We start from the raw sequence: 19,982 nt of genomic DNA, 5'->3' as shown, positions 1-19,982 counted from the left end.
ACTCGAAGTGAGTTCGGATCGGTTGGGTCAGGGGAGGGCAAAGTTATGGGATTTGAGATTTGAGATTTGAGATTTGAGATGGGGAAAGATTGACTTGGCTGGGGTTTCTGGTGTTTTGTAAAAAATTGTGAATTTTTGGGAAATGGTGGGGAGTCGGAGAGTGGGGGAGTGAGTCGGAAAGAGGAAGAGTGGATGGGGAGAGTGGGGGATGGCGAGAATATCATGTCTTCCCCATGACTACTGATACCAGTTGAAAAAAAGAATGCAACTGTAGGCCCGCGATCCAAACCACGAGCTTAATGAGTCATTTCCAATTCTTCAATTTTTCAATCTAAAATCTAAAATCCTATGACTGCTGACTAATGAGAACTGACGATCGGAATCTCGATCGCAAATTCAGTACCCCGTCCAGCTTCGGAAACGCAGTCTAGCCGCCCCCCGTGCTGTTCGACAACTAAATGGTAAGAAATCGACAGTCCCAACCCAGTGCCCTTGCCGACTGGTTTGGTAGTAAAAAACGGGTCAAATAATTGGCGGCGAATCTCCTCCGGTATGCCCCGCCCGTTGTCGGAAATGCGGATCGCGACAAAATCACCACCAACAACTTCAGTACGAATTGTAATAGTGGGAAGAGTCAATGGAGAACTAGGATTTGACAGGGGTGAATTTTTCGCATCTCTCTGGGCCCATTCCCCTTTGTGGATTTCTTCATCCAAAGCATCAATAGCATTGCCGATAATATTCATGAACACCTGATTGATCTGACCGGCACAGCACTCGATGTGGGGCAAATTGCCATATTCTTTAATAATCTGGATAGGTGGATGTCCGCCGTGGGGTTTGAGCCGGTGCTGCAAAATCAACAAAGTGGTTTCGAGTCCCTCGTGAATGTCAACGAGCTTGACGTTAGATTGATCGGATCTGGAAAAATTACGCATCGACACAACTATTTGGCGGATGCGCTCGGTTCCTACTTGCATAGAAGACACTAGCTTAGATAAGTCTTCTACCAAAAAATCGACTTCCATCTCTGCTGCTGCTTCCCGAATTTCTGAGACTGGTTCGGGATAGTGCTGCTGGTAAAGTTCCAAAAGTTGGAGCAATTCTTTGATGTAGTGGCTGGCATGGGAAAGGTTGCCGTAGATAAAATTAACAGGATTGTTAATTTCGTGAGCGATACCGGCAATCATTTGTCCCAAAGAAGACATTTTTTCGGTTTGCACTAATTGAGTTTGAGTTTGCTGCAACTTTCGCACAGTTTGCTCTAATTGCTGCGCTTGATTTTTCAAGCAAGTTTGCTTTCGCCGCAGCACTTCTTCGACTCGCTGGCGCTTGATAATATCCCGTCTCAACAATTCATTTGATTCTAAAAGTTGAGCGGTGCGTTCTTCAACTTGTTTTTTTAAGTCGTCGTGAGCTTGGCGCAGGGCTTCTTGGGCCCGCTGCCGCTCTAAAATTTCTTGCTGCAAAAGTTCGTTGGCTTTCTGCAATTGGGTGGCTCGATCGTCCACTGCTTGTTGCAACAGCTCGATCGTCCCATACATTTCAGATTGGTTAAAAACTTGCGGCAAATTTGTCTGAGACACAACACCCAAAAGTTCTCCCTGGCTGCCCACTACTACCAAACGGCGGACGCAGTGGCGCTGCATGGACTGGTGGACACTCCAGAGGGAATCGCCGGGAGATATGCAAAATAAAGGCGCACTCATGACCCTTGCTGCTAGGATTTCGGAGAGGTTTAATTCGAGGGCGTGAAACTGCACGATGTCGCGCTCGGTGACGATGCCGATCGGAATTTGGTAATTTTGTATTGGTGCGATCGCCCGATCGGGATGCTGAGTTTGCTCTTTGACAATGACGACGGAACTAACTCGATTCTTGACCATGAGCTGGGCTAAATCGAGGGCTGAGGCAGTTGTTGGGGCTGAAATGACTTCTTTCGTCATGACATCTGCAGCACAGCGCAAATTGGTTAGCAAGTGAATCGGTTGCAGGGCTTCGTGAATGGCTTCGCGGGTGATGATGCCGAGAAGTCGCGAGTCCTCGTCCACTACGGGCAAATGCCGGATCTGGTGCTGGCGCAACGTGAACATAGCTGTGAAAATATCTGGAGACTCGGATTGTTTGAGGGTAATGGGCGATCGAGTCATTACGTCAGCAATTGTCATTCCTACCGTACAAGCTGCGACGGTAGTTAGCTTGACGATATCCCGTTCTGTAAAAATGCCAATCGGTCGATTATCTTCGACGACTAAGACGCAACTGCGCTTGGCTGCGCTAGCAACAGTGTTTTGTTTTTCGCCGCAAAGCTGACATGAGACGCGCATCGGGTTCATGAGGGCCAACACCTGGGCGATCGGGGTTTCTGGAGCCACGGTGAGGGGGTGGCGGTCGATCGCCCGATCTAAAGGTGACGAGTAGAGCGCCCGGCTGTTAGGCCGTCCGGCGGGTTCTGATGATTTAATTACCGGCAACTTCGGGGCTGAATCTAGGAAATGCTGTAATTGTTCTTCTTGTAGCATGATTATTAATTTTACTTAATGAGTTGTTACAATTTTGGAGACTTGGGTTCGCAGACTTAGCATTAATTAAGCGGGTGACAGATGCTCGATCCGCCTAAAATCTGATTGCTAGAACACTCTTATTTAATTTTTATTTTTTAAATCCTATGTCGTGGACGCCATTAAGTCATCGAATTCATCATTTGCCGCTCATCCTTGCGGGCCCGATTTTGCGCCGGACTGAAAGTCGGGCCGTGACAGTTTGGCTGGCTCTGAAAGCACCCCGCCAAGTCGAACTCAAAGTTTATGCGACAGAGGGCGGAACCGGCGAAATTGTCGATCGGCCCTTGCTGCAAGGTGCGAACTCTACCGTGCAGCTCGGCAAATACCTGCACGTAGTGGCGGTCACTGCTAAACCAATTAACAGCAATGTCTTGACATCCGGGCAAATTTATGCTTACGACATCCAGTTTGCTGCCAGTAGCGAGTCGCCGTCGGCGGGTGCAGTCCCAGAAAATGAGAAAGAAAATCTCATTTCTTGTCTGTGGCCACCGTCCCCTGATTTATCGGCTTTGGGGCCGGAGACGATTAGTTATTTCGCTCACCAGTTGCCGACTTTTGCCCTGCCGCCGCAGGATTTAAACTATTTGCGTATCGTTCACGGTTCTTGTCGCAAGCCCCACGGAGACGGCAGAGATGCGCTGCCAATCTTGGATAATTCGATCGAACAGTTTGCAGGAACGGCAAATAGCAGGCCCCACCAACTGTTTTTAACGGGCGACCAAATTTACGGCGACGACGTTGCCGATGCCATGCTGTGGGCCTTGACTGACGCTGGCGATACACTGTTGGGCTGGGAAGAAAGTTTACCCCTGATGGATGATGCCCAAATAAAAAAGAATTTGTGTATCAGTATACCTAAAAATTCGGAAAACGAAACTGCTGTTGGCCAAGAGAGGGAAATTTTTAGAGAGTCGCCAATTCAGAAACCGTCTGATGCTGAGTATCACTCCAAAAAACCAATTGAGTTACAGCCGGGGACTCGCAGCGATATTGCCAGAGATTTTGGCGGCTTTACGGCGATGTTGGTGAATCAATCGGACAAGTCTAAAAGTCACTTGTTCAGTTTGGGGGAATATTGCGCGATGTATTTGTTAGTTTGGTCGCCGGTACTCTGGTGCACGAGTTTTCCGAAGGGTAAGGATATTTGTCCCAATTCTAAGCAGGCAAAAGTCTGGGATAGAGAAGTTGTTGAACTTGACGGTTTTGCTCGCAATTTGTGGAGGGTGAGGAGGGCGCTAGCGAATATTCCTACTTATATGATTTGCGACGATCATGATGTTAGCGACGATTTTTATTTGAATCGAGAGTGGTGTTACCGGGTGCTGGGTAAGCCGCTGGGTCGGCGGGTGGTGCAGAATGCTTTGCTGGCTTACGCTGTGTTTCAGGCTTGGGGAAATACGCCCGCACAGTTCGATCGCGAAAAACCGGGAGATAAATTATTAACAACTGCGGAAAAATGGTCGAATTCGGCGGGGACTGATGTTTCTGCTTGGGAGGAGGCGGCTTCGTATTTGGGAATTCCAAGACTCGATCCGAAAACTCATTTGCCTAAGTTGAAATTAGATGAAGATGTTTTTATTTTGGATCGGGATGGCGAGGGTGTAAGTGAGGTTTTGAATTGGCATTTTACTGTGAGAAGTTTTAAGCACGAGGTGATTGTGCTGGATACGCGGAGTTGGCGGGGGTATCCGGTGAAAAGCGCGATCGATCCGCCGATGCTTTTGACTCACAAAGGTTTTGAGGAGCAAATTCAGCAGCCTTTGAAGGAGACTGAGTTGCTGAATAAAACTGGGGAGTTTGAGATTGAGGCGACGCTGGTAGTTGTACCGACTAATTTGGTGGGTTTGTGGATTATTGATGCGGTGCAAAAACGAGAGGTGGAACAGGGGAAGGTTTTTAATAGTGATGCGGGGGATGCTTGGAATTTTCACGAGTTGGCTTTTGTGAAGCTGTTGTCGGAGTTTTTTAAGCAGCGCGATCGGGTGATTGTGTTGACGGGGGATATTCACTATGCTGCTGCTGTGCGGCTGAGTTATTGGTCGGATTGTCATTTTGGCGATTCTCGATCGAATATTGAGCCTTTGACGAGGGAGAATTATCGGTCAAATTGTCAAAATTCTGTGTTGGCGCAGTTGACTGCTAGTGCTTTTATCAATGAGGAATGGAAAACGCATTTAATTCATACTAAGATTAAGTCGCTGCTTCCTGAGCGATCGCACGAATGTTTGGGATGGAATGAGCCGCTGGAATTAATGAAGATTTCCAGGGTTGGCAGAAAGAAGGCTATGGCGGCTGCTGTCAGAAATAGACAATCTCTGCCTGATTGGGGCTATCGGATTGACTGGATTAAACGGCAAAGAGCTCGGATGTTTTTGCAGCTAGAAAAGGGAACTGCGTCAGATAGATCGCATAAAAATAAACAATTGCCATTCCTGCGTAGGTTGTGGAATTTTATATCGCTGTTGTGGCGCAATCGCTGGCTGCAAGAGGGTGATGAGATTGTGGGATATAGCAATATTGCGATCGTCAGTTTTCAGTGGCCTGCTGAGGGTGATGGGGAGAAAGCGGTGATGCAAAATGTTTATTGGCGGCCTCTTTGGGAGCCGGATAGTGTGGTTTACAGTCAATATTTTGTGCCGCTGGGATTGGATGAGGATGATTAGATTCACGATTTCTTGAAGAAGTCGGGGATTTCGATACGGGTACAATATTGTGTTGAGTTTGTGGCAGTGTCCGCCGGGGGGAAACCCCAGTCTCATAGCTAAAGTCGGTTGGAACTGAGATGTTTCACCATTCTCAAGAACAGGCAAGATGCCTGTGAAGCGAAGAATAAGTTTTCTTGTGGGGAGTCCCAGAATTTCCAGATCCAGCCGACTTGCTCAACCAGTTGAAGACTAGACGCAAAAAGTCCGGGGCCAACTTGGCAGATATGGAGGCGGTTTTGGACATACTAGAAAACCATTAGCGCAAAAGTTGAGCGGAAAACGGATTTTCTTGCTGTGCAAGGAACCTGAAACCCTTGATGGATATAGGAGAGAATAGCAAGCCCGTGACGAGATTTGAACTCGTGACTTCCTCCTTACCAAGGAGGTACTCTACCACTGAGTTACACGGGCATAAAAAATTAAGAACCTCCAATTAAAAAATTAATTTTTAATTCTTAAATTTTAACTTTTTATTAAATTGAGGTGGGCCGAGCTAGATTTGAACTAGCGTAGGCGTAGCCAGCGGATTTACAGTCCGCCCCCATTAACCACTCGGGCATCGACCCATTTCCATCACAGTTATACATCCTAGCACCAGAATCTTTATTTGCAACATTATATTTAAAACTCTAATGATTAAGCTGAGAACATATAAGTGAGTTAGCGGCAGACTGGAAAATTGAACACTGTTTAAGGTGTGGATTGCTACGTCTAGACTTAGAATGCCCGCCCGCAGCACCCTAAGTCTAGACTTAGCCCAAATCCCTAATTCACTAATTCCCCGGTTTCTTGCAGGGAGTGCAGGCGGCGGTAAATGCCTTGTTGGCTTAAGAGTTCTTCGTGGCTGCCAACTTCGACGATTCTACCGCCGTCGAGTACGACGATCGCATCGGCTTCGCGAATTGTACTCAGTCTGTGGGCAATAATGATGGTGGTGCGCGTACCGAGGATATTTCGCATGGCTAGCTGGATCGATCGCTCGCTTTCATAATCCAAACTAGAAGTAGCCTCATCAAAAATTAACACATCCGGCTCCACCAACAGCGCCCTGGCAATCCCCAACCGCTGCCGCTGACCGCCGGACAACCGCATTCCTCTCTCCCCGACCACGGTATAGTAACCTTGGGGCAACAGCCGCACAAAATCGTCTACTTTGGCGATGCGACAAGCATCCTCAACTTGCTCGAAAGTGGCGCTTCTGTTTCCGTAAGTCAAATTTTGCAGCAAAGTACCGTTAAACACATCTACTTCTTGGTGAACAATTGCTAAACGCTGGCGGTAGCGAGTCACGTCTAAGCTGCGAATGTCTTCCCCGTCGATCAAAATGCGACCGGAGTTGGGTTCAAAGTAGCGAAACAGAAGTTTAACTAAAGTCGATTTCCCGGAACCAGATCGCCCGACTAATGCTACTGTCTGACGGGGATGAATCAATAAATTCACATCCTGCAAAACGGGTTTTTGACTGTCGTACCCGAATGTCAAACCGCTGAGTTCAACTTTGCCGGTAAATTTATAAGGTGGCTGTGCCGATCGAGCATTTTCTGCTAAATTAACCGCATCAACACCGTCTGGCGTTTGCATAAACTCGTGGAACCGGATCATTGAAGAATAGCGGCGCGCCAATAATTCGGCAATAATGCTAATCGGACGGAGTTGGGAATATGCCATGCTTGCCAGGGTGTAGACGGTAACAAAATATCCGAGGGAAATTTTGCCTCCTACCGTGGCTGCTAGGCTAAAACCGAGAACTGAAAACAAACACAACTGGACGATCGTCTGCTGGTATGTCCCCAAGGTGACGTATCCTTTGTGAATGCGGTGGATCACGACTTTTAATTCGCGATCGAGTCTGGTGGTTTGCCTTTTGAGTTCATCGCTTTCTGTCGCAAAAGCTTTGACTGTTTTGATGTTGGTGATAATTTCCGAGTTGCGGCTTTCGGTATCTTCGATGTATTCATCCAGAATTTCTTCCCGCGCCGTCACCTGTTGCAAGCCTTTGAGGGTGAAACTGAGGATAAATAGGAATGAAACCAAAATTAATAAGCCAATCCGCCACTCTATTAAGCAGATAACGGCAAAAATGCCGATTAAGCGCACGACTTCGGGGATGAATTCGCCGGCAATTTCTGGGTAAGTCCAAGTATGGTTGGCGATACCTTTGGCGATGCGGCTGGCAATCCGTCCGGCGTTGTTTTCGTCGTAGAATTCTAGGGGTAAGGTGAGGATTTTGCCGATCGCGCTTCTCATTCGATCGCGCCTTGCCCTCAATGGTATCGCCCAGTGGAACCAATTTGCCACCCAAGGCTGTACCGGTGCTTTGGCGACTGTTACCAGAAAAATTATGCCCAGCAAGACGGATAGCGATAATATTTTGTTGGGTGAGTGCTGGGTAACAGAGGCGATCGCTGTTATGAGTTTTTGCGTTACTGTATCTGTAGCTTGACCCGACAATACGTTTAATATTTGACCGATCGCGTAAGGAACAAGCAAATCGGCTAGTGCCAAAACGCTGGATGCGCCTATGCTGTAAACTGAGATTTTCCAGTAGCGACTGTAGTATTTGAAGATGTCCTGAAAGCTTGCCATAAATTTGTGTTGAGATACAACCCTCGCAAACACTTGCATCTAAAACTGCGCTCTCGGCGCGCTTTGTTTACAAGCGTACTACAAAAGTAGTCGATCGGGGAGTTATCTTGACTCATGCTAGCGACTCGCCCGATCGGGTGATTTATGGCAATCATTCGATCGTCAGCAATCGATCCGCATTCCCGGGCAATAAATTCAAGACTCAGGGCAAAAAAATGCAAAAGACAGAATTTTTCTTAAATTCTGCCTTCTGAGCAAGACTTTATAAGTTTTACGTTTGAGTAGTCTGTTAGCTGAAGGTGTAGGCTGATTGCAGCGCCCACCAGATCAAGAAGCCGATTCCGCCGGCAATGACAATCGCCGAAAGGGCGATCGCTATAGGACTGTCAGCTCCCTTGAACTTCATGATTCCGCGATTTAAATCTGACATGACAGTGTTCTCCCACAATTCCAGCTTGATTGTAGCTTTGCCGCGGGCGGATGGCGGTCACTCTTCACGGCAATTACTGATTTGGTTAACGATCTGGCTGCTGAAATGGCAGGTGGGGAGTGGGTTTGGGGGGGGTTACTAGGTTTGTGAAAAAAAACTTACTAAAAAGACTTGACAAATTTAGAGAATTGAGACAATATTGTTAATACCGCAGGAAATGCGGGTGTAGCTCAGTGGTAGAGCGTCACCTTGCCAAGGTGAATGTCGCGCGTTCGAATCGCGTCACCCGCTTTAGAAGATAAAAAAATCAAGAAAACCGGAAAGTAGATCGAGAAAGTTTTCGGTATGCTCCTAAGGTTGGTTGAAAATACCTAAGTTAGTGGTAAGATTGAATGCAGAACTTGCAAGTCAAAATTGCCGAGCGGGCGATATCTCGGAAGAGGCAGTTGAAAGCCTCGGTATGGCGAAATTGACAAGTTTGATTAAGTGGATATGTTAACGATTATTTTTGCAAAAACGCTTTTTTTATCCGATCGCTAGTGCCATCTCAAAAAGCTCCAAAGATTGACTTAAACGATGAGTACCCCTGTCCTTGCCGGCGCCGGGGTCGTCTCGTACCCATAACGTTGACAGAAGCCTTTGGCTGCAACCGCTGTCAACAAATATTTGTATTGGACGAAAGTGGATACGTGATCGAGCAACTATCAACGAACTATCCTTACAAACAGGCTTGGCGGTGGACGGGCAACCAGTGGAACAGAGCGCATCCGGGTTTGAAGGCCCATTATTTGCCACTGGCTTTGGGTATGATATTGGTGCCGCTAGTGATTTGGTTGCCCTTGGCGCTGCACTCGCCGGGCCCGAATATGATTCTGTGGGCAATGGTCGCCGTGCTGCTAGCAATGCTGCCGGCGCTGATGGTATGGCTGGCTTACAGGCGTTAGCTAGATGATAATAGAGGATTTTACCCATTCATCAGATGCGGCAAATGTCGCGCGTCGCGCTTATCAAGCTTCTTTGGAGTTGGCTGCGACAAAGAGTGCCGATCGCGCGGCAGCTTTGCAGGCGATGGCGGGATCGCTGAAACGCCGGCAAAATGATATTTTAGAAGCAAATACTCTGGATTTAGAAGCGAGTCGGGACATGGCGATTCCCGACTTGATTGTGGAGTGGCTGAAGCTGACGCCGGAACGGATCAAGACAACTGTGCAAATTCTGGAACGGTTGGGGGAAATGCCAGATCCGATCGGCAGAGTGATCAATGCTTCTTATCAAGTCGATCGCTGTCAGGTGTACTGTCAGTCTCTGCCGCTGGGGGCGATCGCTCTAATTTACGAGGCGTTTCCAGAGTTGGGGGCGATCGCCGCGGGTTTGTCTCTCAAAAGCGCTAACAGTTTGATTCTTAAAGGCGGCAGCGAAAGCTGGCAAACTAATGCTGTAATTGGGGAAGCTTTGGTTTCGGCGATCGATGAGGTCGGTTTGCCCTCGGGATGTTTGCAGGTACTGCCGCCGGATCGGGGCGCTTCGATCAGAGAATTGGTCACTCAAGACCAATATCTCAATTTAATTATTCCCTACGGCAGACCAAGTTTGGTGCAGCAGGTGGTAAGGTTGTGCACAGCACCAGTTTTGAGGTCGGCAATGGGAAATTGTTACCTTTATTGGTCGCCGACTGGCAGTTTGGAGATGGCAAGGTGGATGATTTTGGACAGCCATCAAAGCGTTCCCGATCCTGTTAACGCGATCGAGAAAGTGCTGATCGATCGCAACCAAAAGCCTTCTTCCTTAGTCAGGCTGTGGAACAGTTTAAAAGAAAAAGGCTTTCAAATTAGCGCCGATGCGGATCTCGTCGCAGATTTCCCAGACTTGAAGCTGGCGGAACCATACGAGTGGACTCAACCGTATTTAAACAAAACCATAGCGTTTAAAGTTGTCGATAGTTTAGAGATTGCGATCGGCTGGATCAACCGCTACAGCAGCGGCCACGCTGACTGCATCGCCACTGAATCTTACTTAGAAAGTCGCCAATTTGCTCTGGATGTTAACAGCGCCTCAACTTTTATTAATGCCTCGCCTCGGTTTTGGCGTTATCAAAATCGGGGAGATGCGATATTTTTGGGAATGTCCAACCAAAAAGGTTATCGCCGGGGATTGATCGGGTTAGATACGCTGACGACAATTAAAGAAATTGTTCAGGGAAACGGACTTTTTTAATCTTATAAGCTGTTCGGGATTTAAATTGTATGTCAAAAAACAATAAAACAATGAGTGGGGTGGGCCTATGAGCCCGCCCCGAATATGCAATTTAAATGCGCGACAGCTTAGGTTATTTAGGATTGGTTATTGGGATTAAACCAAATTGAAAAGTGGGAAAGAAAGTATTATCGATGCGTAAGCCTTTAATAGTTGTTTCTAAAATTTTCTTTATGGGATATAATATTTTGGTACAACACTCAAGCAGCTTTGATCTAAAGCAATTTGGTCACAAGCGGCCCGTTCGTTGCCCTGGAGGCAGATAAAATTTCCGCGTCCTGACAATAAGCCCGCGATTCATTTGTGGGTCAATCTAAAATAGGTACTGAATCTCATTAACTTTAGAAAGTTATATCTCATTAACTTTAGAAAGTTATTAAATCACCTGAAAATACTCTTAGCGATAACATGAAATCAAAAAAATTACTCAATACTCTAGACAAGGCGGCAACGCCGAATTTAGGCGAAGAAACGCTAATTCACCACTCGGTATATGTGAAAAAATTGCGCCCGCTGCTGCCATCTGATGCCTTTGAACCCGATCCCAGCAAGTTAGCAATACTATTCATCAACGCTGCTATTTTATTGCTGGGATGGGGAATTGCTGCTAATCTCGATCGCTGGCCTGTCTATCTTTTAGGGCTTTACTTACCTTTAGCCGTCATCATGGGCAATAGTATCATAGTTTTGCTGTTTAGCTCCCACGATTTGATGCACGGTAGCGTTCAGAAAAAGTCGCGCCTCACTTATCCGATCGCCTTTTTGGGACTAAGTATGCTGTTTATGCCGCCTACTCAGTGGAAAAATCTGCACAACCTCGTACATCACAATAACACGAATTCTTTGGCAGACCCCGATCGCAACTATCTGTACCAGCAACCAGATACTTGGGGAAAATGGATTCAAAATCTGTTTGTCCCGTCGGTGGAAGTCAATCCGGTGTGGTTAATGGTAGGGATGGCCGGTTCGTGGTTAGTGCATAATTTCCGCAATCTCACCTCGGTACTGTTATTTAACGATAAATCTGTCGATTACGTACCGGCGGCCTTTACAGTTAGTCCTAAAGATAGATTGACAATCGCATTTGAATGTCTGGGAATTTTAGGAATTCATGCGAGTATTTTGTTCTACCTGGGATTTCATCCGCTCAAAATCGCTCTCGCCTACTTTTTGCCGATCGCAATTGGTCATGCAGGCGCAATGTTTTACATCTATACCAACCACATGGGTTGCCGGATGACCGCCATTAACGACCCGCTGATCAACAGTATGTCAGTGCGAGTTCCTAAAATATTTGACCTGCTGCACTTGAATTTTTCTTACCACACAGAACATCATATTTTCCCCAGCATCAACTCAGACTATTATCCGATGGTGCAAGAGTTGTTGCAAACTCACTATCCCGGACGAATGAATTTAATAGATGCTGGAGAAGCTTGGCGGTTGCTGATGTCAACACCGCGGCATTATCAAGATGAAGTCACCTTCACTGATTCCTCTGGTACAATGTCCGTGAATTGCCCTTTTCCTCAAAAATAGATGCAGAAGTTATAGTTTAAGTAGGGTGCGTGACAGCCATTAATTTCCTAACTGAGGGCTAAAGAGACCCAAAAGTCAGGAGAATCAAGATTGCTTGCGGTCGCGCACCCTACCTTATAATTGGGATAGCTAACCCGGATTTGATATAATTACCCGAACCAGATATTACTTAATTAGTATTTGGCTTAATAAAACTTTCAATAACTTAACTCAACCTAATAGTAATTATTATTTATTTACAATATAAAATGTTTTTAAATGTTGTTAGAAGTGCTTAATCGTTGACAGTAACATAATATGAAAAGTTCTAGTTATAAATAAAAAAAGTGTAGCATTTAAGTATAAATACGTTTTGGCTTTGCGAGATTATGCTGGAACTACAGACTTTCTTCAATCCCAATTTTTACATAGAAAATAACCCAGAGGTAACTCAAGGTTTAATCTTGGGTAATATCCAAAGTCCATTTGAACACTTTCGGCAATCTGGTCAATTTGCAGGGCTTGACCCAACACCTTTATTTGATACAGACTATTACCTCAAAGAAAATCCAGATGTTCAAGCGGCAGTGATGGCCGGTCAATTCACGGCGATCGGACACTTCATAGAATTCGGTCAACTCGAAGGACGGGACCCCAGCCCGCTATTTGACACGGAACTCTATCTAGAACAACATCCAGGAGTTCAAGATAAACTTGTCACAGACAAACTGACAGGGATAGAACACTACGTTAAGTACGGTCAATTTGAGGGATTCCCGATGCCTGTTCCCGATCGCGCGGGGAACACCCTGAACAAAGCAAACGATTTTGGTTTACTCGATCAAACACAAACCGCCTTCGACTTTGTTGGGGATGCCGATATCCGAGATATCTATCGTTTTGAACTCAACACAGCGGAGGAGTTGAAATTAACCCTCGATAGTATGAGTGGCGATGCCGATTTGCGTTTGGTTCGGGATGTCGGCAATGATGGGGCGATCGATGCTGGCGATATCATCAATATTTCCCAAAAATCGGGTAAAAGTCACGAGTCTCTCAGTCAACTTTTGCAACCAGGAACCTACTTCGCTGTTGTCTCTCAATTTGAGGGCGATACCACTTACAAGCTGAGTTTGTCGGCAACCCGTCCCGACTATTTGCCATCCGACAATGCGGGGAACACGCTAACTGAAGCGCGGAATATCGACATTCTTACAGGCGATCGCGTTTTTGGCGATTATGTAGGGCCTTTCGATCGAGATGATTTTTACAGTTTCAATCTGGAACGGGCTAGTAATTTCAACCTGACTGTCAATGGTTTGAGGGCTGATGTTGATGTCAGCTTACTTCAAGACATTAATGGGAATGGTGCGATCGAAGACAATGAGATTTTGAGCACGAGTTCGGAACCAGGTACTAATCCAGAGACGATTAGCGGAGTTTTGCTGCGCGGAAACTACTTTGTGCGGGTGTCTCGGTTTGAGGGCGAGACAAACTATAGCCTGACACTATCGGCGACGAATTAGCAACCGCTGAAAATTGGTACGAAATCGATCGGGAATAGGACTTACGCACGACGGAATTCGATCGTGGCGATCGACAATCAAGTAATCGCAGCCTTTTGTTTTCCAATAATTTGCGTAAGTCCTGACTGAAAAAGCAATTGCATCTCACTCAATTGAAAGCGCAATTGTGGGGAATGCAAACCTTTTCTCTGGAAACAGCCAATATTAGGAGGCCAAATTATGTTAGGCTTTCAAGATTTTACCCGCACAAACAGTTACGATTACAGTCACGGTTATTCTGGTTTTTACCCTGACATTTTAATGACAACAGCTTTGCTCTCTGACCTTAATTCGCCATATAATTACGGGACGATCGCGGGTGCAACTCCTGTCTCGAATGCAAACAGTGCAAACAGCGATATCGCGGTCGTAGATAGTCTTTTGTCTGAGGCTGTGGGAATTTTCCAGGGGGCTGGCACCAGTGCAACTGCGCCTGTTAGCAGCTATCCTAGCCCGAATAATATTGCAACTGTTGGCAGCGTTGGAGGAGGGCATCAAACTGGCGATCAGCAGGTAGATAGTTTGCTAAATCTAAGCGATCGGGTTATTGCTGATAACAAAATCTGGCTGGATTCACTTCCTAAAGATCCTTTAACAGGTATGCCTGTGAGTTCGCAATCGACTTTAGATCCACAGGTTCAGAGTGCGCTAGGTGAGGCAAATAAACTCCTTGCTAGCGGGAGTCCGCTACTCAATACGACAGGAGGCGGCACGTCTATGGTATCTTTCTTTGAGTCGCTGGGACAACAAACTTCTACGATCCTGAATCCCAACACGACTGATGCCCAACTGAACCAGATTAACAGACAGAATATATGGGCGCAAAAGGTTATTGGAGGTCAAGTGATGTTGGGAGAGACGAATAACAGCATCAACAAAACGGATCAAAGTTTGAATAAACATAGGTTTGATTCATACAACACATTCAATAATGGCCCCGTATATGGTCCCGATTGGCAATGGATTGGATACCAAAGCGGAAACGATGTCTCTTTAGTCTAGCGGCGCTAAACAAACCGGGTTTGTAACGGATATTGAGGGTTTTGGGCCAATATTTTGGGTAAAAACCCGGTTTCTAGACACCCGTGCGTAAATCCTAGTAGGTTTAAGTAAGGTGCGTGACAGCCAATAATTACTTCGCGGTGGCTCGAAGATTTATTGCTGTCATGCACCCTACCTTGAGGTATGCTGCGTAAGTTATCCAACTACATACTGATGCTATTGATTACCAACGAAGGCTTGAGAGCAATGTAAGGAATTACTCGTTTTTGATTGTTGGCATCAATCTTTTGTTCTGCCATATTCAAATTTTGCTGGAACTGTCTGGCTAAAAGTTGGATCGGGGTTCCCGCAAAAACTTCGTCGAAACTCATCCGGTAGAGTTCTCGGAAAGATTTATCGTAATAACCCAAACGGTCATATCGATAAGCTGACAAAGTAAACAGAATTTTCAGTTGGTCAGCCGCTCGCTTGTACGGAGGAAGCAACCGTAAAATGTCCTTTTCAGTAATCACTTCGAGATTGCCCGAAGCAGTAATTTTGGGAATATCTCGGTAGGCTGCCAAGGGCATATTGGCGGCAAAACTCATGTATTCATACTGGGGAAAATTGACTGCTGAATGCTGCGGGCCGCAGGTGAAAATTATAGTTGTGACAATTTTAATTAATTGTTCAACTGTGTTGATGCGCGGAGGCATTCCTTTGACTTTACCGCCACGATCGGACGCTAATTCTTGGGCCCAGGTTTGCAGTTCCACATCTTGTACGATCGCGATCTCCGTCGGGTAAAAGAATTTCAGATAGCCGGATACAAAGGTTTCAATCGCATCCCAAAGCAGCAATCCATCATCTCGGTAAGGGTAGTGAGGCAGTTGATTTGTGTCATCCATTCCCCGATTTTTCAGTTCGGCGGGCAACGCAAATTCATCGAGACTCCAGGTACTGCAAGCCTCTCTAGCTATTTCCATTGTCTCTGGCAAAGTACCGCCTAGCAATTCATCGACGGGCCCGCCGGGAGCGATCAAATAAGAACGCGCCAGCTCGTTGTTGGTCAACATAAAGCGAAAGTGCGGTTTCAGCAACAGGCTCAGCGGGTGATTTTGGGCCAACTGTCGGGCGGTGACGATCGCAATTGGTTCCATCACCAGATGAGTTCGACCTAAATGCGAGCTCATTTCGTGGTGATTGGCATCTGCTACTTGCACGCAGAGTTTCGCAAACAGCCAATCCACAGGAGGATCGAATGGGGTGTAGACATGGCTATCTGGCGTGGGATCTAGTTGAATGGCAATTGGTGTCATTTCACCGCGATCGCGAATTCCCGTCCACCGCCAAGCGAAAAAAGCCCGCGGTTTCGGCAAGAATTTTCTGCCTTTTTCATAGCTTCCGCCTCCTATTTTTGAAGGCGCGCGATAGTGTTCGTCAGTACCCGTGTAATCGGCAACGTAAATGTTTTTTTGCTGCAACTCTTGGCCCAGATCGAATAATGGGTGAAAGCTGGAAATTTGTGCCAGTGTTTGCGCCCGAGGATCGCCGGCATCTAACAAACGAAGCACCATCGGATTTGCTCCAGACAGGCGCTGTTCTGCAAAAGAGCGATCGGTTTGGTAAATTTTGGCAACAGCAGGTAGCGGCAGCAGAGTAAAGAAATCTTCATAGTCTTGGAGTTCGTCGAGAGGATCGAGAAAAGTTCTCGAATCGGCTGCCAGCATATTTGCTGGAAGTTCCGATGTTGCTAATATCCGCTCTCCAATATACTTGCTCGAAAAGTTCTCGACTGCGGGCACATTTTTCAATAATGCCAAAGGTGATAAACTCTCATAGTCAAACTGATAAGCTTGTTGCTGGCGATTCAAGGAATCTTTGCGCTGTTCTTGGTTCGGGTCGTCTTGAGGAAGAGAAGGTTTCATATTGTCTACCATTGTATAAATCAACTCTCTTTTTGTAGTAAAAGATCGGAGATCGTCACTACCGATCGAACATGGAATTTAAAAAGTATTGTGCAGGATCGCGCTTGATATAAGTCTTATTCACCGAGTAATAATCTTATTCCGGATTTTTTTAAATTGAGAAAAATTTCTCAAAAGAAGGCAACACTTTTCGATCCCCGGCGATCGAGGTAGAAAGGTTTCATTCTCCGGATAAGTAGCTCGCACTTGATAACCCCGGCTTCTCACAGAAGTCGGGGTTCGGGGTGTTCAGTTTTTTGAGCTGGGTCTGCTGATTAGCGGTTAGGCACGAACCATTAAATATTGACCGTTGCCGTTATATTCGCCGTCGCAACTCGCGAAATTAGTCCCCAACCAAATTAAGTAAAACCGCCAGATGCGGCGAAATTTGGCATAGTCGATGCCGTAGTCTAAATCTTTGACTATTGCCTGAGAATCGTCAAAGTTTTTTAGCCAGTTAGCAAATGTTTTGGAGTAATTAAAGCCGTTGATATACCATCTTTTAATGGTCTTGAGGTCTTTATTGTGGCTGGGAACGGCATCGTATTTCCAGTAACGGCCGTGGGGGAAAATGTATTTGTGGGTGAAAACGCTGGATATATTGTTGGGAGTGCGAACTGTGATGATGTGAATGAAAACTTTGCCGTTATCCTTCAGGAAAGAGGCCAGTTTTTGGAAAGCCTTGGTTAAATTACCTACATGACAAAAAACTCCGATAGAGAGAATTTTGTCAAATTTTGTCTTGAAGTTGGCGTCGTTCAAATCGCCTTCATATAGGGTAAAGCGACCGGAACTAAGGTAGCTTTCGGGGTCTTGCATTTTCTGACGCATATACTCGCATTGGTGGTGGCTGAGGTTAATCCCAGTAAAGGTGACATTGGGGAATTTGGAAAGAATGTAATTGGGAACGCAACCCCAACCGCAGCCAAAGTCTAAAATATTGTCGCCATCTTGAATGTCTAGCTTCTCAATCACATCATCAATCATTTGCATTTGCGATTGTTCTAGGTTGGCGGCTCCTTTTTCCCACAATCCCATGCTGTATTTAGGATAAATGAGTTTTCCATCGCCTAACATCGGATTCAGCATTGCTTGAGGTAAGTCGTACTGAATCTTCATTAAATCCCGCGGCCCTTCGGCTGTATGGTCTGTTTCTGTTAGTACCCATTCGTAGGGTGCAAGCAGGGACGGGAAATGCTTAAAAAAGACCGGCATCCAGGTATCAAAAAGCGATCGCAATACTGAATCTGGGACTTCTAAGCCGTTGATGTAAGACTCTGCTACTGCCATTTGCACCGTGTTAACTGCACTGACTGCGAGGCGGGTTGCTCCGTAGGCGATCGGACTTTTGGTATGGATATTTCCTACGAGTGGAATGTGGTTTTCGATGCTTTGTAGGGCTGTTGATGAACTCATGGTTATACTGGTTTTAAAGATGTTGCTATTCTATCTCACGAAAATTAGCTGGTTGTTAGAGACCCAAAAAGCTGAAACTATTGCCAAGTCAGGTTTCCACAGCAAACATCCCCAAAATCATAAAAATCTATGGCGGTTGAGGGGAATTTGATAACGGATTTATAGGGCTTTGGGCGATCTTAATTTTATTAAGAATTATGTCAGTCAATTTGAGATTTGAGATTTGAGATTTGAGATTAACTCCAGAGCTTGAATGGCGGTACTTTCACGGTGCGATGGCGATTTTAGTGTTCAGTTATACCATTGTAGATTTGAGAATTGAGAATGAACGATCGGCGAAGAGTTGGACTATTTGAGATTTGAGATTTGAGATTTGAGATTAACTCCACAGCTTGAATAGGGGTATTTTTACGGTGAGATGAAAATTTTAGTGTTCAGTTATACCATTTGAGATGTGAGAATTGAGAATGAACGATCGGCGAAGACTTGGACTATTGCCTAGAGTTGCCTTCTTTTTTTAAAGTGGTGTCAGTTTGGCGGTCGATCTGACGAAACGAGAAGCAAATGCCGATCGCGACTTATAAATAAAACCCTGAAAACCCCGCGACTTTAGTCAGGGGATGAAAGGGGTAAGGAGGCTTTAGCCTCCCAGTCTATTTTCTGAGCTCTCAGGATGGCGCTGTCAAGTAAAACCATGTAAATCTTTGTGAACAACTAGAGGTATATTAAGCCGACTCTGGTAGCATAAGACTATCGTGATGAGGTCGAAGTCATGTTAGTTTTTGAGTTCAAAGCATCGGGTAAAAAGCAGCAATTTGACGCTGTAGACGAAGCAATTAGAACGGTGCAGTTCATCCGCAACAAAGCATTGCGCTTTTGGATGGAAAACGAAAAAGTTGATAAATACGACTTGAATAAATACAGCGCCATTCTAGCGAAGGAATTCCCGTTTGGCGACGACTTAAACAGCATGGCCAGACAATCGAGTTCAGAAAGAGCGTGGTCGGCAATCTCCCGATTCTACGACAACTGCAAAAAGAAAGTCCCAGGAAAAAAAGGGTTTCCGCAATTCCAGAAAGACAACCGCTCGGTAGAGTACAAAACTACGGGCTGGCGTCTGGCAGATGACCGGAAATCAATCACTTTTACCGATAAAAAAGGAATCGGCCAACTTAAATTAAAAGGAACCCGCGACTTGCATTTCTACCAGCGCAGTCAAATCAAACGAGTACGCTTGGTAAGGCGAGCAGACGGATATTATGTCCAGTTTTGCATTCAAGTTGACCGTTCTGAAAAGATTGAAATCACGGGTAACACCATCGGGTTAGATGTAGGACTTAAAGAGTTTTACACTGACTCAAATGGCGTTGCAGTTGATAACCCGCGTTTCCTCCGCCAGGGAGAACGCAGGTTGAAGAAAGCCCAAAAACGAGTTTCAAAACGAGTCAAGGGTTCGCAAAACAGAAAAAAAGCTAGAGCGATTCTAGGGAAGCGCCACCTCAAAATCAGCAGACAGCGTAAAGATTTTGCCGTGAAGTTGGCAAGATGCGTCATCCAGTCTAACGACTGTGTAGTCTACGAAGATTTGAGGATTAAAAATATGGTGAAGAATCACTCTCTAGCAAAATCGATTAACGACGCATCTTGGTATATGTTCCGAATTTGGTTGGAATATTTTGGCAAAGTATTCGGAAGAATTACGATTGCCGTACCAGCTAACGGAACAAGTCAAGAATGCTCTAGTTGCGGAACAATTGTTAAGAAAAGTCTCTCAACGCGAACCCACGCTTGTCGGTGTGGATGCGTATTAGATCGTGACTGGAACGCAGCTAAAAATATCCTGAGTCGGGGATTGAGTACGGCGGGGCACGTCGGAACTTGGATCTTAGATCCGAACGCTTGTGGAGAATTGACCGCTACCGATGTTGAAGTAATTCTGCACCGGCAAGTCGATTCTGCGAATCAAGAATCTCCTCGGCTTTAGCCAGGAGAGTGTC

At 45.9% G+C, this 19,982-nt stretch carries 12 protein-coding genes and 3 tRNA genes; 8 read left to right on the top strand and 7 right to left on the bottom strand.

Features of this window, described 5'->3' with window-relative positions; translation table 11 throughout:
- Nucleotides 1-359 precede the first annotated feature (359 nt).
- Nucleotides 360-2,522 (bottom strand): CBS domain-containing protein, encoded by a 2,163-nt coding sequence (locus OSC7112_RS25065; RefSeq protein ID WP_015178521.1) that lies wholly within the window; start codon nucleotides 2,520-2,522, stop codon nucleotides 360-362.
- Nucleotides 2,523-2,668: 146 nt separating this feature from the next.
- Here OSC7112_RS25065 and OSC7112_RS25060 point away from each other — a divergent pair, with 146 nt between their 5' ends.
- The gene (locus OSC7112_RS25060; protein WP_015178520.1) at nucleotides 2,669-5,227 is read left to right on the top strand and encodes an alkaline phosphatase D family protein; all 2,559 of its coding nucleotides are present in this window, start codon (nucleotides 2,669-2,671) and stop codon (nucleotides 5,225-5,227) included.
- Between the two features lie 381 nt (nucleotides 5,228-5,608).
- Here the strand turns inward: OSC7112_RS25060 and OSC7112_RS25055 are convergent.
- The 4 genes from OSC7112_RS25055 to OSC7112_RS40170 all read right to left on the bottom strand — a co-directional run bounded on the left by OSC7112_RS25055 (nucleotide 5,609) and on the right by OSC7112_RS40170 (nucleotide 8,285).
- A tRNA-Thr gene (locus OSC7112_RS25055) sits at nucleotides 5,609-5,680 on the bottom strand.
- 73 nt (nucleotides 5,681-5,753) lie between these two features.
- Nucleotides 5,754-5,835 (bottom strand) — tRNA-Tyr (locus OSC7112_RS25050).
- A gap of 199 nt (nucleotides 5,836-6,034) precedes the next feature.
- Nucleotides 6,035-7,855, bottom strand: a complete 1,821-nt coding sequence (locus OSC7112_RS25045) for an ABC transporter ATP-binding protein (protein WP_041622728.1) — start codon at nucleotides 7,853-7,855, stop codon at nucleotides 6,035-6,037.
- A 289-nt stretch (nucleotides 7,856-8,144) separates the two neighbouring features.
- Nucleotides 8,145-8,285, bottom strand: coding sequence for a variable surface family protein (locus OSC7112_RS40170; protein WP_015178518.1), 141 nt, complete (start codon nucleotides 8,283-8,285; stop codon nucleotides 8,145-8,147).
- A 219-nt stretch (nucleotides 8,286-8,504) separates the two neighbouring features.
- Between OSC7112_RS40170 and OSC7112_RS25035 the strand changes: the two genes are divergently transcribed.
- From OSC7112_RS25035 to OSC7112_RS25010, 6 genes are all read left to right on the top strand, one after another.
- Nucleotides 8,505-8,576, top strand: a tRNA-Gly gene (locus OSC7112_RS25035).
- A 248-nt stretch (nucleotides 8,577-8,824) separates the two neighbouring features.
- A complete protein-coding gene (locus OSC7112_RS25030; protein ID WP_015178517.1) occupies nucleotides 8,825-9,229 on the top strand; it encodes a hypothetical protein in 405 nt (134 codons plus the stop codon).
- Between the two features lie 4 nt (nucleotides 9,230-9,233).
- Nucleotides 9,234-10,499 (top strand): glutamate-5-semialdehyde dehydrogenase, encoded by a 1,266-nt coding sequence (locus tag OSC7112_RS25025; RefSeq protein WP_015178516.1) that lies wholly within the window; start codon nucleotides 9,234-9,236, stop codon nucleotides 10,497-10,499.
- Nucleotides 10,500-10,946: 447 nt separating this feature from the next.
- Nucleotides 10,947-12,077, top strand: a complete 1,131-nt coding sequence (locus OSC7112_RS25020; RefSeq protein ID WP_015178515.1) for a fatty acid desaturase family protein — start codon at nucleotides 10,947-10,949, stop codon at nucleotides 12,075-12,077.
- 368 nt (nucleotides 12,078-12,445) lie between these two features.
- Entirely contained in the window at nucleotides 12,446-13,582 is a 1,137-nt protein-coding gene (locus OSC7112_RS25015; RefSeq protein WP_015178514.1) for a PPC domain-containing protein, read from the top strand.
- A 219-nt stretch (nucleotides 13,583-13,801) separates the two neighbouring features.
- Nucleotides 13,802-14,623 (top strand): hypothetical protein, encoded by an 822-nt coding sequence (locus OSC7112_RS25010; protein ID WP_015178513.1) that lies wholly within the window; start codon nucleotides 13,802-13,804, stop codon nucleotides 14,621-14,623.
- A gap of 203 nt (nucleotides 14,624-14,826) precedes the next feature.
- On the opposite strand, the gene OSC7112_RS25005 is transcribed toward OSC7112_RS25010, so the two are convergent.
- A complete protein-coding gene (locus tag OSC7112_RS25005; RefSeq protein WP_223300687.1) occupies nucleotides 14,827-16,530 on the bottom strand; it encodes a lipoxygenase family protein in 1,704 nt (567 codons plus the stop codon).
- Between the two features lie 321 nt (nucleotides 16,531-16,851).
- Nucleotides 16,852-17,985: an SAM-dependent methyltransferase gene (locus OSC7112_RS25000; RefSeq protein WP_015178511.1), complete on the bottom strand. Its 1,134-nt coding sequence runs from the start codon at nucleotides 17,983-17,985 to the stop codon at nucleotides 16,852-16,854.
- 772 nt (nucleotides 17,986-18,757) lie between these two features.
- Between OSC7112_RS25000 and OSC7112_RS24995 the strand changes: the two genes are divergently transcribed.
- Nucleotides 18,758-19,969, top strand: a complete 1,212-nt coding sequence (locus OSC7112_RS24995) for an RNA-guided endonuclease InsQ/TnpB family protein (protein WP_015178510.1) — start codon at nucleotides 18,758-18,760, stop codon at nucleotides 19,967-19,969.
- Nucleotides 19,970-19,982: the final 13 nt, after the last annotated feature.

This window comes from Oscillatoria nigro-viridis PCC 7112 (assembly GCF_000317475.1).
Lineage (GTDB): Bacteria > Cyanobacteriota > Cyanobacteriia > Cyanobacteriales > Microcoleaceae > Microcoleus > Microcoleus nigroviridis.
Note: the sequence above shows the minus strand (reverse complement) of the source record. Positions and strands in the feature narration are given on the sequence as shown.

Excerpts from the sequence above, each read along its gene's own strand:
- OSC7112_RS25065 (WP_015178521.1), bottom strand. The coding sequence starts at position 2,522 with ATGCTACAAGAAGAACAATTACAGCATTTCCTAGATTCAGCCCCGAAG.
- OSC7112_RS25060 (WP_015178520.1), top strand. The coding sequence starts at position 2,669 with ATGTCGTGGACGCCATTAAGTCATCGAATTCATCATTTGCCGCTCATC.
- OSC7112_RS25045 (WP_041622728.1), bottom strand. The coding sequence starts at position 7,855 with ATGGCAAGCTTTCAGGACATCTTCAAATACTACAGTCGCTACTGGAAA.
- OSC7112_RS40170 (WP_015178518.1), bottom strand. The coding sequence starts at position 8,285 with ATGTCAGATTTAAATCGCGGAATCATGAAGTTCAAGGGAGCTGACAGT.
- OSC7112_RS25025 (WP_015178516.1), top strand. The coding sequence starts at position 9,234 with ATGATAATAGAGGATTTTACCCATTCATCAGATGCGGCAAATGTCGCG.
- OSC7112_RS25020 (WP_015178515.1), top strand. The coding sequence starts at position 10,947 with ATGAAATCAAAAAAATTACTCAATACTCTAGACAAGGCGGCAACGCCG.
- OSC7112_RS25015 (WP_015178514.1), top strand. The coding sequence starts at position 12,446 with ATGCTGGAACTACAGACTTTCTTCAATCCCAATTTTTACATAGAAAAT.
- OSC7112_RS25010 (WP_015178513.1), top strand. The coding sequence starts at position 13,802 with ATGTTAGGCTTTCAAGATTTTACCCGCACAAACAGTTACGATTACAGT.
- OSC7112_RS25005 (WP_223300687.1), bottom strand. The coding sequence starts at position 16,530 with ATGAAACCTTCTCTTCCTCAAGACGACCCGAACCAAGAACAGCGCAAA.
- OSC7112_RS25000 (WP_015178511.1), bottom strand. The coding sequence starts at position 17,985 with ATGAGTTCATCAACAGCCCTACAAAGCATCGAAAACCACATTCCACTC.
- OSC7112_RS24995 (WP_015178510.1), top strand. The coding sequence starts at position 18,758 with ATGTTAGTTTTTGAGTTCAAAGCATCGGGTAAAAAGCAGCAATTTGAC.